Source organism: Streptomyces sp. AgN23 (assembly GCF_001598115.1).
In the GTDB taxonomy this organism is placed as follows: Bacteria; Actinomycetota; Actinomycetes; order Streptomycetales; family Streptomycetaceae; genus Streptomyces; species Streptomyces antimycoticus.
Map to the genome: position 1 here is coordinate 6,989,746 of NZ_CP007153.1, position 14,438 is coordinate 7,004,183.

Consider the following 14,438-nt stretch of genomic DNA (forward strand, 5'->3'; position numbering starts at 1 on the left):
CTCTAGGCCGCGTGCTGAAGTGGTACCTGCACACCGCCGACGCCGCGCAGGGCTGGATCAACCCCGCCGAGGACCGTGTGCCCCTCACGCCTGCCCCGGATGACGTCAGCCCGCTGACGTTCTCCGACTACGACGCTGCCGTGGACTGGGCCGAGCGGGAGCACGCCAACCTCCTCCAGGCTGTCCGTACGGCGGCCGACGCCGGGCAGGACCGACTGGCTTGGCAGCTGGCCACAGTCTTGTGGAACGCCCAGTTCCCCTCCGCCTCGGGCACAAGCTGGCCGCCTGTGGGCCGCATCGGCCTGGAGGCAGCCGAACGGTTGGGAGAACGCGCCGCACAAGGCGCACTCCACACCTACCTCGGCATGGCCTACACCCGCATCAACCGCCAGGCCGAGAGCCTCGAATCCCACGAGAACGCGCTGACGATCCGGCGCGACCTGGACGACCGCCTTGGCGAAGCCCGCTCACTCAACCTGATCGGACTGAACCACCTCCGCGCCAGACGACTCGACACCGCTGCCCGCCACTTCGAGCAAGCCATTTCCGCCTTCCACGAGCAGGACGCCGCCCACTGGGCCGCCACTGCGCTGTCCAACCTTGCGACCACCCACTACCGCGCCGGGCGGCTTCCGGAGGCGGCAACCGCCATCGACCAAGCCCTTGCAGCGCACCGGACCCTCAACGATCAGCGTGGCGAGGGCAACATCCTGCGCGTGCTGAGCGACGTCCAGCGTGAGCAGGGCGATATCGAAGCATCCCTGGCCTCGGCCCAGGCCGCCCTCGACATCGCCCTCAACCTCCGTAGCCTGCGCCTGGAGGGCTTCTGGCTGCTGACCCTGGGCGATGCCCGGCAGGCGAACGGCCAGTACGCCGAGGCCCTGACCTCCTACCAGCGCTCCGCCACACTCCACCGACGCCTCGCCGACCGCAGCCGAGAGGCGCTGGCCTGGCAGGGCGTCGGCGAGGTCTACCGCCGACTCGGGCGTCATGCCGAGGCGGCCGACTTCCACCGCCAGGCTGCCTCGACGCATCGCGATCTCGATGATGAGTGGCACCAGGCCCTGGCCCTGGATGGCCTGGCCTCGGCCGTACTCGGCGAAAACCCGGAGGCCGCCCGTCGGCACTGGGCAGAGGCGCTGAGACTCATCGCAGACTTCAGTGACCCACGAGCGGTAGCGGTGCGCGAGGCCATCGAACGTCGGTTGGCAGAAACAAGCTGAGGGCAGGGGCTGACCGTTCCGGATGGTGTCCGGCGCTGATCAGCCGAAGACCCCATGGGGATGTCGCAGTAGCAGCCTGGGCTCGGGTGCGCTGGCCACGCTCCCCGGCGGGGTACAGCTGGACAACGGCGGGCGGACGCTCTTGTAGGGCTCGACGCACACCACATGGGGTCCCGATCGCAGAGGTTGCGCGTCGTGTCGGCAACTCGCCGGAGGTGATCCACCGCCGGTACCACGGTTGCATTGACGGTCACGAGGAAGCGGCCAATGTGAAGATCGCAAAGGCATTGGAGGAGGAGGGCGACGTCGTGTAGCGACGGTGCAAATGCTGGAAGGGCGGTCCGATTCTTCGGACCGCCCTTCCAGCATTGAGACTGCCCTAGGACAGTCCTAAGATCACGCGGACGCGGTCCTCGATCTGCCTCATCTCGACCGGATCCAGCAGTCCGAGACGCCTACGGAGCCTGGACTTGTCGACTGTGTGCAGGTCGGTGCAGTTGACGTAGGACTCGTCGTACTTGGTAACGCCGCATTCAGAGCCAATGGGGAGGTGAGTAGCGGCAGGTCCAGACGTTCCCGTGACCACGGCAACCGTCACCGCCGATAGTGGCTCGGCAATGCGATTGACCGTGAGAATGACTACGGGATGTGCACCAATAGGGCTTGGTAGTACGCATCCCCAGACCTCACCGCGCAATGCAGTGCCAGGGTTCACCACTCGATTTCGTCCCCTGCTGCCAGCTCCTCTGCCGTGGCAGGCAGCACACCTGCGGGAGTCGGTGCGGGAGCCCCTTGGTAGAAGGTTCGAATCTCCTCAGAGGCTGCCACCTCTGCTGCCTCACGTGAGAGCAAGCGGAGTCCTTCTCGAAGCGCATCGGAGATCGATGGCAGATTGAGGGACTGCATCACCAGTCGCAGGTCTGCCATTTCGTCGGGCCTCAGCCTGACTTGAGCCACTTCGGTAGAACGGGAGTGGCTGCCTGAGCGGAGTAGGCCAAGGTACTGATCAGACTTCGTGGTTTCCGTGGTCTTGCTGGTCACGGGGGTCTTGGTGGTCCTGCCGCGTGTAACGCCTGCCTCGCCTCGCTTCGTGCGGGGTACCGCTGGCTTGGCTTTCTTGCCTCGGGTTTCAGGGGTCATCGTTCCTCCTTCCCTGGCTCCGTAGTACAGATGTCTTACACCAAGTGTCAGGGGCGCGGTCCGGCTGGTCAAGGCGGCACGGTTGGGTTGGTCAGCGCTGCTGGAGGCGCAGGCTCCGGAGTGTGTCGGAGGTGTGTCGCGCGTATCGCAGATGGTGCGTGAACAGTGAGAGACAACGAGAGAGAGCGGGAGTCAGTGAGACTGACTCCCGCTCTCTGATGTCGGCATCCGCCCTGGTCAGCGCTTGATTCGTGCGGGCTGACTGGCGAGTGCCCCCGGCAGGATTCGAACCTGCGCACACGGCTCCGGAGGCCGTTGCTCTATCCCCTGAGCTACGGGGGCTTGCGTCTGTCGCCGCTGTCTCGCGGCGACAGGTAGAACACTATCAGCTCGCAGAGGGTGGTCATGAACGCTTATCGGGAGGCGGCGGTCGGGGAGTGGAGGCGGGAGCGGAGGGGCGTATACCGCATGTGGAGGTGGGGGTGCAGGGGTCTTGGGGAAAGGTCCCTCGCACGGGGCGGAAGTGGGGAAAACCCGGACGCGGTCGTGGCTGCGCGCCTACTCTTCAGGGTGTGCCTGGCTTGTCCGGCCGGGTCCTTGTCGTCGACGACAACAAGGTCATCCGGCAGCTGATCAGGGTCAACCTCGAGCTGGAGGGCTTCGAGGTCGTGACCGCGGCCGATGGTGCCGAGTGCCTGGAGATCGTTCACCAGGTGCGGCCCGATGTGATCACTCTCGATGTCGTGATGCCCAGACTCGATGGGCTGCATACGGCGTCGAGGCTGCGCGCTGATGCTCGAACGTGTCATGTGCCCGTCGCGATCATCAGTGCGTGTACGCAGTACGAGATGGACAGCGGGAAGGCGCTGGGCGTCGATGCCTTCCTCGCGAAACCCTTCGAGCCCGTCGATCTTGTCGAGCTCGTGCGGAGGCTGATGCGGCAGGGGACGGCCGGTGCGGCGGCTCCTGGTGATGCCGAGCCGGTTGTGGGGCCCACCGGGTAGTGGTGGGCCCCAGGGCCGTTCCGTCGCTTGCGGGCTGGGGGTCTCGGCTTTGGCTCGTGTCGGTGCGCCCCGTGCGCTCGTCCGATGGGCGAAACCGGTTCGCTTGCGTACCCCCCTCCTCCCATACGCTGGTCCCGTGACTCCCGCCCAGCTCTCCCGCACTGTGCTGCACACCGTGCGTCGTGCCGTTGAGGACGACGAGCTGTGCGTTGCCGTGCCGGAGCGGGTGAAGGTGCGGACCCCTCCTCGGCCTGGGTGTGGGGATTACGCCACCAATGTCGCCCTGCTGCTGGCCAGAGGGGCCAGGGGGAGCAAGGGGGAGGGGGATGCGCTCGGTATTGCCGAGATTCTGCGGCGGCGGCTTGTTCTCGCCCCCGGGATCGCCCGCGTTGATGTCGCTGCTCCTGGGTTCCTCAACATCACCCTTGAGGGCACCTCCCATGCTCAGCTCGTAGGGGCCGTCCTTTCCCAGGGGCTTCGCTACGGGCATGGGGATGCGCTCGCCGGGGTGTCGGTTCCGCTCGGGGCCGGTGATGAGGTCCGGGCCGCGCTGGTCGCTCATGTGGTGCGGGGGCTTGTCGATGCCACCGAGGGAGTCGTTGTTCCCGGTGACGGGCCCGTCGTGCGGGCCGTTCCGGTCTCCGGGCGTGATCTGCTCACCCGCCTCGGGCCCGATGCCGCCCGTTGGGCGCTGCTCCGGCCCGCCGGGCATGATCTGCCCGATCTCGACCCCGCCCATCTGCTCTCCCAGCGCGAGGACAACGCCCTCTTCCGGGTTCAGTACGCCCATGCCCGCACCCGGGCCCTGATGCGGAACGCCAGCCAGCTCGGCATCATCCCCCAGCCCCAGCCCCAGCCCCAGCCCCAGCCCCAGCCCCAGCCCCAGCCCCACGATGCGCCCGCCGAGCCCGGTGCCTACCGCCATCCCGCCGAGGCCGCCCTGCTCGCTCTCCTCGCCGATTACCCCCGCACCCTCGAGGCCGCCGCCCGGCACCGTGCGCCCGATCGGCTCGCGCGGCAGCTCGTCGCCCTCGCCGATGGCTTCTTCCGGTTCCATGACGCCTGCCCGGCGCTCCCCTCCGGCGAGTCCGGCGAGTCCGGCGAGCGCAAACCCTCGGCCGTCCACCGTTCCCGGCTGGCCCTCGCCGATGCCGCCGGGGCGGTGCTCGCCGGCGGCCTGCACCTGCTCGGCATCAGCGCACCCGATCATCTGTAAGACCTTGAGAGAGACAGCAGAGACAGCATGAGCCGTTCCGCCCATCCCGCCGGGCCCCGTCACGCCGATGTCCTTCCCGAGGGGCACTACGCCGCGCCGCCCGCCGATCTCAATCAGCTCGACCCCCGCGTGTGGTCCCATACCGTCGGCCGGAACGCCGACGGCGTCGCCACCGTCGGCGGGATCGACGTCAAGACGCTCGCGGAGGAGTTCGGGACCCCCGGCTACTTCCTCGACGAGGCCGACTTCCGGGACCGCTGCCGGGCCTGGCGGGAGGCGTTCGGGGAGGACGCCGACGTGTTCTACGCCGGGAAGGCGTTCCTCTCCCGCGCCGTCGTGCGCTGGCTGACCGAGGAGGGGCTCAACCTCGACGTGTGCTCCGCCGGGGAGCTGGTCACCGCGCTCGCCGCCGGGATGCCCGCCGAGCGGATCGCGCTGCACGGGAACAACAAGTCCACCGGCGAGATCGAGCGGGCCGTCGCGGCGGGCGTCGGGCGGATCGTGCTCGACTCGTTCCAGGAGATCGCACGGGTCGCGCATATCGCCACGCGGCTCGGCAAGCGCCAGCGGGTGCAGATCCGGGTCACCGTCGGTGTCGAGGCGCATACCCACGAGTTCATCGCGACCGCCCACGAGGACCAGAAGTTCGGCATTCCGCTCGCGGGCGGGCTGGCCGCCGAGGCCGTACGGCGGGCGCTCAAGCTCGACGGGCTGGAACTCATCGGGATCCACTCGCACATCGGGTCGCAGATCTTCGACACGTCCGGATTCGAGGTCGCGGCGCACCGGGTCGTGGGGCTGCTGGGGGAAATCCGGGACGAGCACGGCGTCGAGCTGCCCGAGATCGACCTCGGCGGTGGCCTCGGCATCGCGTACACCTCGGAGGACGACCCCCGCGAGCCGCATGAGATCGCCAAGGCGCTGCGCGACATCGTCCACCGGGAGTGCGACGCGGCCGGGCTCGCGGTGCCGCGGCTGTCGGTCGAGCCGGGGCGGGCGATCGTCGGGCCGACCGCGTTCACGCTCTACGAGGTGGGCACGGTCAAGGAGCTGCCGGGGCTGCGGACGTACGTCAGCGTCGATGGCGGGATGTCCGACAACATCCGTACCGCGCTCTACGACGCGGAGTACTCCGTGGCGCTGGTCTCCCGCACCTCCACCGCCGAGCCGATGCTCTCCCGCGTCGTCGGCAAGCACTGCGAGTCCGGCGACATCGTCGTACGGGACGCCTTCCTGCCCGCCGATCTGGCGCCCGGCGACCTGATCGCCGTCCCCGCCACCGGCGCGTACTGCCGGTCGATGGCGAGCAACTACAACCACGCGCTCCGGCCGCCCGTCGTCGCCGTACGGGACGGGCAGGCGCGCGAGATCGTCCGGCGCGAGACGGAGGAAGATCTCCTGCGGCTCGATGTCGGCTAGCGAGAAAAGGATCTCGGATACTGGACTTGGGACAGGAAATCCCGTCCAGTGCCTGAGACTGGTGCACTAACGCGCTGATGCATGAACGCGATGGATGAGAAACGAGGTCGGATGATGCGTACGCGTCCGCTGAAAGTGGCGCTGCTGGGCTGTGGAGTGGTCGGCTCAGAGGTGGCGCGCATCATGACGACGCAGGCGGACGATCTCGCGGCGCGCATCGGGGCCCCGGTCGAGCTGGCCGGGATCGCCGTGCGGCGCCCCGGCCGGGTCCGGGAAGGGGTGCCGGCGGAGCTGGTGACCACCGATGCCACGGCCCTGGTCAAACGCGGGGACATCGATGTGGTGGTCGAGGTCATCGGCGGGATCGAGCCCGCCCGCACCCTGATCACCACCGCCTTCGACCACGGCGCGAGCGTGGTGTCCGCGAACAAGGCGCTGGTCGCCCAGGACGGCGCCGCGCTGCACGCCGCGGCCGAGCAGCGCCGTGCGGACCTCTACTACGAGGCCGCGGTCGCGGGGGCGATCCCGCTGGTGCGGCCGCTGCGCGAGTCGCTCGCCGGCGACAAGGTCAACCGCGTCCTCGGCATCGTCAACGGCACCACCAACTTCATCCTGGACCGGATGGACGGCAGTGGCGCCGGCTACAGCGAGGCGCTGGACGAGGCCACGGCCCTGGGCTACGCCGAGGCCGATCCGACCGCCGATGTCGAGGGCTTCGACGCCGCCGCGAAGGCCGCGATCCTCGCCGGGATCGCCTTCCACACCCGGGTCACCCTCGACGATGTGCACCGTGAGGGCATCACCGAGGTGACCGCCGCCGACATCGCCTCCGCCAAGCGCATGGGCTGCACCGTCAAGCTGCTCGCGATCTGCGAGCGGGCCGCCGACGGCCGCTCGGTCACCGCGCGGGTGCATCCGGCGATGATTCCGCTGAGCCACCCCCTCGCCTCCGTCCGCGAGGCGTACAACGCTGTCTTCGTGGAGGCCGACGCCGCGGGGCAGCTGATGTTCTACGGACCGGGCGCGGGCGGTTCGCCGACCGCCTCGGCCGTCCTCGGCGACCTCGTCGCCGCCTGCCGCAACAAGCTGGCGGAGACCACCGGACCAGGGGAGTCCGCGTACAGCAGGCTCCCGGTGAGCCCGATGGGCGATGTGATCACTCGCTACCACATCAGCCTGGACGTCGCCGACAAACCGGGAGTTCTCGCACAGGTCGCCACAGTCTTCGCCGAGCATGGCGTGTCCATCGATACGGTCCGCCAGCAGGGGAAGGACGGCGAGGCGTCCCTCGTCGTCGTGACCCACCGCGCGAGCGACGCCGCGCTGTCGTCGACCGTGGAGTCGCTCCGCCGGCTCGACACCGTCCGCGATGTCGCGAGCATCATGCGGGTCGAGGGCGAGTAGAGGCCGGGTAGCGGCCGCGCTGAGGCCGAACAGAGGGTGAGCGGAGAGTAAGGGAAATCATGAACGCAATCGCCGACGCCGGGCCTCGAATGTCCGGCACCCGCCAGTGGCACGGCTGGCGGGGCATCATCGAGGAGTACCGCGACCGTCTCCCGGTGAGCGAGACGACGCCCGTCGTCACCCTGCGCGAGGGCGGTACGCCGCTGGTTCCCGCGCAGGTGCTCTCCGAGCGCACCGGCTGCGAGGTCCACCTCAAGGTCGAGGGCGCCAACCCCACCGGGTCGTTCAAGGACCGCGGGATGACGATGGCCATCAGCGCGGCCAAGGAGGCCGGCGCCAAGGCCGTCATCTGCGCCTCCACCGGTAACACCTCGGCCTCCGCGGCGGCGTACGCCGTACGGGCCGGGATGGTCTGCGCGGTGCTGGTCCCGCAGGGCAAGATCGCGCTGGGCAAGATGGGCCAGGCCCTCGTCCACGGCGCGAAGATCCTCCAGGTCGACGGCAACTTCGACGACTGCCTGACGCTGGCGCGCGGGCTGTCGGAGAAGTACCCGGTGGCGCTGGTCAATTCGGTCAACCCGGCCCGTATCGAGGGCCAGAAGACCGCCGCCTTCGAGATCGTGGACATGCTCGGGGACGCGCCCGACATCCATGTGCTTCCGGTCGGCAACGCGGGCAACATCACGGCCTACTGGAAGGGCTACAAGGAGTACGCGGCGCCGTTCGCCGACAGCGAGCCGTGCGCCTCCCGTACGCCCCGGATGTGGGGCTTCCAGGCGTCCGGCTCGGCGCCGATCGTGCGCGGTGAGCCGGTCAAGGAGCCGAGCACCATCGCCACCGCCATCCGCATCGGCAACCCGGCCTCGTGGACCTTCGCCGAGCAGGCGCGCGACGAGTCCGGCGGTCTCATCGACGAGGTGACCGACCGTCAGATCCTCGCCGCCTACCGGCTGCTCGCCGCGCAGGAGGGCGTCTTCGTGGAGCCCGCCTCCGCGGCGAGCGTGGCGGGCCTGCTGAAGGCGGCCGAGCAGGGGCTGGTCGACCCCGGCCAGCGCATCGTCTGCACGGTGACCGGAAACGGGCTCAAGGACCCGGACTGGGCGGTGGCGGGAGCGCCGCAGCCGGTCGTGGTCCCGGTGGACGCGGACGCCGCGGCCGTACGGCTCGGGCTGGTCTGATCCGGCCCCGCGCGGGTCTCGGCACGGCATGGTCCCGCCCGGCCCGGATCGGGGCCGCGACCTGGGGCGATGAGGGTTTCGGCGGGCCGCCGCCCCGCGGCTCGCCGGGCCTCCTCCAGGTCATTCTCTAAAGATCCACTCAAGTGGTGGCAGAGCAGCGCGAGGGCGCGCGCGGCGACCCAGTAGAGTGGTCGCGGATGGTTGCAGGGGGCGCGACACGCATCGTGCGCCTCCCGTGCGCCCTATGTCGCCACAGAACCTTCCTTCGATAAGCTGTACTGAATCCGCCCCGACGCAGAGCGCTCGCCTCTGCGCGGCGTCGCCGTACGTGTCGCGGCCCCCGCGGTGTTCCGTACCTCTTCGAGCAATCGCACGTAACCACAAGGAGAGTCATCGAGCGATGGCCGGTCCAGCGTTCCGCGCCGCCGCCGTCCGAGTGCGCGTCCCCGCATCGAGCGCCAACCTCGGTCCCGGCTTCGACGCCCTCGGCCTGGCCCTGGGCCTCTACGACGACGTGGTGGTCCGGGTGGCCGACTCCGGTCTGCACGTCGACATCGCCGGCGAGGGCGCTGAGACGCTGCCGCGCGACGAGAGCCATCTGCTCGTACGCTCCTTGCGCACCACCTTCGACCTGCTGGGCGGGCAGCCCCGCGGCCTCGAGGTGGTCTGCGCCAACCGCGTCCCGCACGGCCGGGGCCTGGGCTCCTCCTCCGCCGCCATCTGCGCCGGGATCGTCGCCGCGCGCGCGGTGACCATAGGCGGCGCCGAGCGGCTCGACAACGAGGCGGTGCTGGAGCTGGCCACCGAGATCGAGGGTCACCCCGACAATGTCGCCGCCTGTCTGCTCGGCGGCTTCACCCTTGCCTGGACGGATGCGGGGTCTGCCCGGGCGATCAGGATGGACCCTGCGGATTCCATCGTTCCGGTGGTCTTCGTCCCTGGCCGGCCGGTGCTCACCGAGACCGCCCGCGGGCTGCTGCCGCGCACCGTCCCGCATGTGGACGCGGCGGTGAACGCGGGCCGGGCCGCGCTGCTCGTCGAGGCCCTGACCAGGCGTCCCGAGCTGCTGCTGGCGGCGACGGAGGACCGGCTGCACCAGGAATACCGTGCTCCGGCGATGCCCGAGAGCGTGAGCCTGGTGAACCGACTGCGGACGGACGGCGTCCCCGCGGTCATCTCCGGTGCGGGCCCCACGGTGCTCGCGCTGGTCGAGGACGGTGCGGCCGACAAGGTCGCACGACTGGCGGGCGAGGGGTGGGCGGCCAACCGGCTGGCTCTCGACGCCGGGGGGGCGAGCGTCCTGCCGCTCACCTGACACCCCGGTCCGGGGCGTCCCGGACCCGGGAAAACTCGATAGCCGGTCTTGGAAAGGGGGAATGTTTGTTGGATCCGGTAGTGTTAACCTCAAGTCTGCACTTGATGCCTCTTGGATGTTTTCGGAGGCGAAGTGCTCAGTGTCCCCATCCGGGACCACCCTTCTTCCGGGAGCCTCCCCCACTGCCTGAGCAGCCTGCCTGAGCAGTAGCGAGCACGCTCCGGAATCGGCGTGGCGGATCTCAGTGAATCCTCCGTCGTGTCGGAACCATGAATTGATCTCTCCGCCGTACCCCGGCGGACCACCGCCCCGGCCCGGTCCGTTACGGAAGGACCACAGCCGGACAGCACAACCGGTCGCCGAGCCAGACAGGCCGACGCCCGCTCCAGGGAAGGACCCTTCGTGAGCGACACCACCGATCTGATGGGCGTGAACGCCTCCGGCACCTCCGACAGCGGTGTCGGCAACAACGCGCCCGCCACGGACGCTTCCGCGCCCGCCACCGGTGCTGCCACTGGCGCTGCCCCGCGGCGACGCCGCTCGGGCACCGGCCTTGACGCCATGGTCCTGGCCGAGCTGCAGCAGCTCGCCTCGAGCCTTGGCATCAAGGGCACCGCACGGATGCGCAAAGGCCAGCTGATCGAGGTCATCAAGGAGAAGCAGGCCGCGGGCTCCGGCTCCGCCGAGAGCACCCCGTCCGCCGCGGAAGGCGCGACCAAGCCCAAGCGCCGCGCCACCTCGCGCACCCGCACGGGCGATGACGCCGAGGAGAAGGCCGGCGGCGCCAAGTCCTCGAAGTCCGCCGGGAAGGCGGAGAAGGCCGACAAGGCCGACGCCGAGGAGAAGGCCGTCGCCCAGCAGCAGATCGAGATCCCGGGCCAGCCCGGTGAGCCCGCGGGCGATGAGCAGCCGGCCGGTGAGCGCCGCCGCCGCCGCGCCACCGCGCCCGCCACCACCCCCGATGCCGGGGGCACGGCCACCGCTGTCGAGACCAGGACGGAGACTCGTACGGACGCCTCCGCCAAGACCGAGACCAGGACCGAGCCCAAGGGCGACGGAAAGGCCGAGGCCGCCGTCGACACCGCCGAGGGCAAGGGCGCCAGGGGTGGTGACCGCCAGGAGCGTGGCCAGAAGGGCGACCGCCGGGAGCGTCAGCGCGAGCGCGGTGAGCGCGGCGACCGCGGCGACCGCGGCGACCGCGGTGAGCGCGGTGACCGCCGCGGCAAGGGCGACGACGGCCAGCAGGGCGGCGGCCGCCAGCAGCGCGACGGGCGCGGCCAGGCCCAGCAGCGCGCCGACGAGAGCGACGACGACTTCGACGGCGGCCGCCGCGGCCGCCGCGGGCGCTACCGGGACCGCCGTGGCCGTCGTGGCCGCGACGACTTCGGCAACGAGCCGCAGGTGTCCGAGGACGACGTCCTGATCCCGGTGGCGGGCATCCTCGACATCCTCGACAACTACGCGTTCATCCGGACCTCCGGCTACCTCCCGGGCCCGAACGACGTCTACGTCTCGCTCGCCCAGGTCCGCAAGAACGGTCTGCGCAAGGGCGACCACGTCACCGGTGCGGTCCGTCAGCCGCGCGAGGGCGAGCGCCGCGAGAAGTTCAACGCGCTGGTGCGGCTGGACTCGGTCAACGGCATGGCGCCCGAAACCGGCCGCGGGCGGCCGGAGTTCGGCAAGCTGACGCCGCTTTACCCGCAGGACCGGCTCCGTCTGGAGACCGAGGCCGGCGGGCTGACGACCCGGATCATCGACCTGGTCGCGCCGATCGGCAAGGGGCAGCGCGGTCTGATCGTGGCCCCGCCGAAGACCGGTAAGACCATGATCATGCAGGCCATCGCCAACGCGATCACCCGCAACAGCCCCGAGTGCCATCTGATGGTCGTCCTCGTCGACGAGCGGCCGGAAGAGGTCACCGACATGCAGCGGTCGGTCAAGGGCGAGGTCATCTCCTCGACCTTCGACCGCCCGGCCGAGGACCACACCACGGTCGCGGAGCTGGCGATCGAGCGGGCCAAGCGCCTGGTCGAGCTGGGCCATGACGTGGTCGTCCTGCTGGACTCGATCACCCGCCTGGGTCGTGCCTACAACCTGGCGGCGCCCGCCTCCGGCCGCATTCTGTCCGGTGGTGTCGACTCGACCGCGCTCTACCCGCCGAAGAAGTTCTTCGGCGCCGCGCGCAACATCGAGGACGGCGGCTCGCTGACCATCCTGGCCACCGCGCTGGTCGAGACCGGCTCGCGCATGGACGAGGTGATCTTCGAGGAGTTCAAGGGCACCGGCAACATGGAGCTCAAGCTCGACCGGAAGCTCGCCGACAAGCGCATCTTCCCGGCGGTGGACGTCGACCCGTCCAGCACCCGTAAGGAAGAGATCCTGCTGGCGCCGGAGGAGCTGAACATCGTCTGGAAGCTGCGCCGGGTGCTGCACGCGCTCGACTCCCAGCAGGCCATCGAGCTGCTGCTGGACAAGATGAAGCAGACGAAGTCCAACGCCGAGTTCCTGATGCAGATCGCCAAGACCACGCCCACTCCGGGCAACAACGGCGACTGAGCGGATACCTTCCGCAACGCTCCGTAGACGAGGCCCCCCGCATCGGGGGGCCTCGCCGCATTCGGTGAGAGGTGAGCCACAGCGGCAAACCGGGCCACGGACCGGTCCTGATCACGTTATCGCCCGCGAAAGTGCAGGTCAGAGCGGTAAGGCGGACGAAGGGGACGAACGGAGCGCCCGGCGGCCCACGCGAAAACCGGCCATGGCACGTATGCAACCCTGGCGCACGGCCTTCCATCTGTCAGGTCGGAATACGGGGCCGGAACACAGGCGCAGACTCCACCGCGAAACCGCGAAACCGCGACGCCACGCCTGACCGTGACGGCAGGGGGTACTCGGGCAGCACATAGAGGACTGAGGAGCACATGGCCGAGGACAGCAGCAACGCACCGGTAACGCCGGGCCGCCACCGCGCCCGCGGCGCGACGCCGGGCCGCCGCCGCAAGCGGCCCAGCACGCGCCGCAGGGCCGTGCTCTACACGGTGTGGACGCTGGCCGCCGTGCTGGTGCTGGGCGGCGCCGGACTCGGCTACCTCTACTACAAGCTGAACGGGAACCTCACCGGCGTCGACGTCAACGCCGCCCTCGGTGCCGACCGCCCCAAGGACGTCGACAACGGCTCGATGGACATCCTCGTCCTCGGCTCCGACTCCCGGGCCGGCAAGAACGCGAAGTACGGCACGGACGAGGGCACATCGCGCTCCGACACGGCGATGATCGTCCACGTCTACAAGGGCCACAAGAAGGCCAGCGTCATCAGCATCCCGCGCGACACCCTCATACAGCGGCCGTCCTGCACCACCAAGGGCGGGCAGGAGACGCCCGCCGTGCAGGCGGCGATGTTCAACAGCGCGTACGAGGCCGGCGGCCCGGCCTGCACCATCAAGACCATCGAGTCCATGACCGGCATCCGCATGGACCACTTCCTCGAGGTCGACTTCACCGGCTTCAAGCAGCTGATAAACGACCTCGGCGGCGTCAACCTCACCACCACCGCCCCGATTCACGACCCGAAGAGCCACCTCGACCTGGAGCCCGGCCCGCACACGCTGGACGGGGAGCAGTCCCTGGGCCTGGTGCGCACCCGGCACGGCGTGGGCGACGGCAGCGACCTGGGCCGGATCAAGCTCCAGCAGGCGTTCGTCAAGGCGCTGCTGGACCAGGTCAAGCACGTCGACGTGTTCGGCAACCCGAAGAAGCTCTACGACCTCGCCGACACCTCCACCAAGGCGCTCACCACCGACTCCGAGCTGGCCTCGGTGAGCAAGCTGAAGGGCTTCGCCGAATCCATGAAGGGCATCGGCTCGGGCGACATGAAGATGACCACCCTGCCCGTCGAGTACGACCCGCAGAACCCGGCCCGGGTGCTGCCCATGGAGCGCAAGGCCAAGCTCATATGGACGGCGCTCCGCGACGACCAGCCGGTCCCCGCCTCGGCCACCAAGGGCTCCGCGGGCGACGCCACCGACGCGGGCAAGGTCGTCGAATAGCCTCCCGGGAGGGGTCGGGAATATCCCGGCCCGACCCCCGGTTTTGGGAGATGCGGCCAGTACTGGCAAACTGGATCGTCGGTCCCGGTTCACGGCAGGCATCCCGCCCGTCGACCCGGTGCCCTCCCGAACCTAGGAGATTCCCTTGAAGCGCGACATCCACCCGGAGTACGTCGAGACGCAGGTCAGCTGCACCTGTGGCGCCTCCTTCACCACCCGTAGCACCGTGAGCGGCGGCGCCATCCGTGCCGACATCTGCTCCGAGTGCCACCCGTTCTACACGGGCAAGCAGAAGATCCTCGACACCGGTGGCCGCGTGGCGCGGTTCGAGGCCCGCTTCGGCAAGAACGCCGGGTCCGCCAAGAAGTAGCGACCCGCACGGCGCCGGTCTTCGGTCGTCCCTTCCCTGGGGCGACCGGACCGGCGTTTTGTCGTCACCGGCCCTTCCGGCACTTCTTCTCCGCAACACCCCCACGCAGACCACCCAGGGAGC

Annotated in this window: 11 protein-coding genes, 1 tRNA gene and 2 pseudogenes; 11 read left to right on the top strand and 3 right to left on the bottom strand. The window is 69.7% G+C overall.

Features of this window, described 5'->3' with window-relative positions:
* Positions 1–11 precede the first annotated feature (11 nt).
* Positions 12–1,223 (top strand): tetratricopeptide repeat protein, encoded by a 1,212-nt coding sequence (locus AS97_RS47755; RefSeq protein ID WP_247204535.1) that lies wholly within the window; start codon positions 12–14, stop codon positions 1,221–1,223.
* Between the two features lie 167 nt (positions 1,224–1,390).
* Positions 1,391–1,537 (top strand): annotated as a pseudogene (locus AS97_RS47760) (site-specific integrase); the annotation flags it as partial.
* A gap of 65 nt (positions 1,538–1,602) precedes the next feature.
* Here AS97_RS47760 and AS97_RS30490 read toward each other — a convergent pair.
* From AS97_RS30490 to AS97_RS30500, 3 genes are all read right to left on the bottom strand, one after another.
* Positions 1,603–1,941: a type II toxin-antitoxin system PemK/MazF family toxin gene (locus tag AS97_RS30490; RefSeq protein ID WP_086707011.1), complete on the bottom strand. Its 339-nt coding sequence runs from the start codon at positions 1,939–1,941 to the stop codon at positions 1,603–1,605.
* Positions 1,935–2,264 (bottom strand): hypothetical protein, encoded by a 330-nt coding sequence (locus AS97_RS47765; protein WP_236669687.1) that lies wholly within the window; start codon positions 2,262–2,264, stop codon positions 1,935–1,937. The genes AS97_RS30490 and AS97_RS47765 overlap by 7 nt, the downstream gene beginning before the upstream one ends.
* Positions 2,265–2,633: 369 nt before the next feature.
* Positions 2,634–2,705, bottom strand: a tRNA-Arg gene (locus AS97_RS30500).
* Positions 2,706–2,886: 181 nt separating this feature from the next.
* Here AS97_RS30500 and AS97_RS30505 point away from each other — a divergent pair.
* The 9 genes and pseudogenes from AS97_RS30505 to rpmE all read left to right on the top strand — a co-directional run bounded on the left by AS97_RS30505 (position 2,887) and on the right by rpmE (position 14,315).
* Positions 2,887–3,367, top strand: a pseudogene (locus AS97_RS30505) (response regulator).
* Between the two features lie 136 nt (positions 3,368–3,503).
* Complete coding sequence (nrtL, locus tag AS97_RS30510; RefSeq protein WP_210566010.1) at positions 3,504–4,583, top strand: ArgS-related anticodon-binding protein NrtL; 1,080 nt, start codon at positions 3,504–3,506, stop codon at positions 4,581–4,583.
* 27 nt (positions 4,584–4,610) lie between these two features.
* Positions 4,611–6,002: a diaminopimelate decarboxylase gene (gene lysA / locus AS97_RS30515; RefSeq protein ID WP_059147687.1), complete on the top strand. Its 1,392-nt coding sequence runs from the start codon at positions 4,611–4,613 to the stop codon at positions 6,000–6,002.
* A 111-nt stretch (positions 6,003–6,113) separates the two neighbouring features.
* The gene (locus tag AS97_RS30520; RefSeq protein ID WP_059147686.1) at positions 6,114–7,406 is read left to right on the top strand and encodes a homoserine dehydrogenase; all 1,293 of its coding nucleotides are present in this window, start codon (positions 6,114–6,116) and stop codon (positions 7,404–7,406) included.
* Between the two features lie 59 nt (positions 7,407–7,465).
* Complete coding sequence (gene thrC / locus AS97_RS30525; protein ID WP_185929928.1) at positions 7,466–8,584, top strand: threonine synthase; 1,119 nt, start codon at positions 7,466–7,468, stop codon at positions 8,582–8,584.
* A 400-nt stretch (positions 8,585–8,984) separates the two neighbouring features.
* The gene (gene thrB, locus AS97_RS30530) at positions 8,985–9,899 is read left to right on the top strand and encodes a homoserine kinase (protein WP_059147684.1); all 915 of its coding nucleotides are present in this window, start codon (positions 8,985–8,987) and stop codon (positions 9,897–9,899) included.
* A gap of 402 nt (positions 9,900–10,301) precedes the next feature.
* Complete coding sequence (gene rho, locus AS97_RS30535; protein ID WP_282615697.1) at positions 10,302–12,455, top strand: transcription termination factor Rho; 2,154 nt, start codon at positions 10,302–10,304, stop codon at positions 12,453–12,455.
* A 365-nt stretch (positions 12,456–12,820) separates the two neighbouring features.
* Entirely contained in the window at positions 12,821–13,945 is a 1,125-nt protein-coding gene (locus tag AS97_RS30540) for an LCP family protein (RefSeq protein ID WP_059147682.1), read from the top strand.
* Between the two features lie 145 nt (positions 13,946–14,090).
* On the top strand, positions 14,091–14,315 hold the full coding sequence (rpmE, locus tag AS97_RS30545) for a 50S ribosomal protein L31 (RefSeq protein ID WP_059147681.1): 225 nt from the start codon (positions 14,091–14,093) through the stop codon (positions 14,313–14,315).
* Positions 14,316–14,438: the final 123 nt, after the last annotated feature.

Coding starts and splice junctions, on each gene's coding strand:
- thrC (WP_185929928.1), top strand. CDS start 7,466: ATGAACGCAATCGCCGACGCCGGGCCTCGAATGTCCGGCACCCGCCAG.
- thrB (WP_059147684.1), top strand. CDS start 8,985: ATGGCCGGTCCAGCGTTCCGCGCCGCCGCCGTCCGAGTGCGCGTCCCC.
- AS97_RS30540 (WP_059147682.1), top strand. CDS start 12,821: ATGGCCGAGGACAGCAGCAACGCACCGGTAACGCCGGGCCGCCACCGC.
- AS97_RS30520 (WP_059147686.1), top strand. CDS start 6,114: ATGATGCGTACGCGTCCGCTGAAAGTGGCGCTGCTGGGCTGTGGAGTG.
- lysA (WP_059147687.1), top strand. CDS start 4,611: ATGAGCCGTTCCGCCCATCCCGCCGGGCCCCGTCACGCCGATGTCCTT.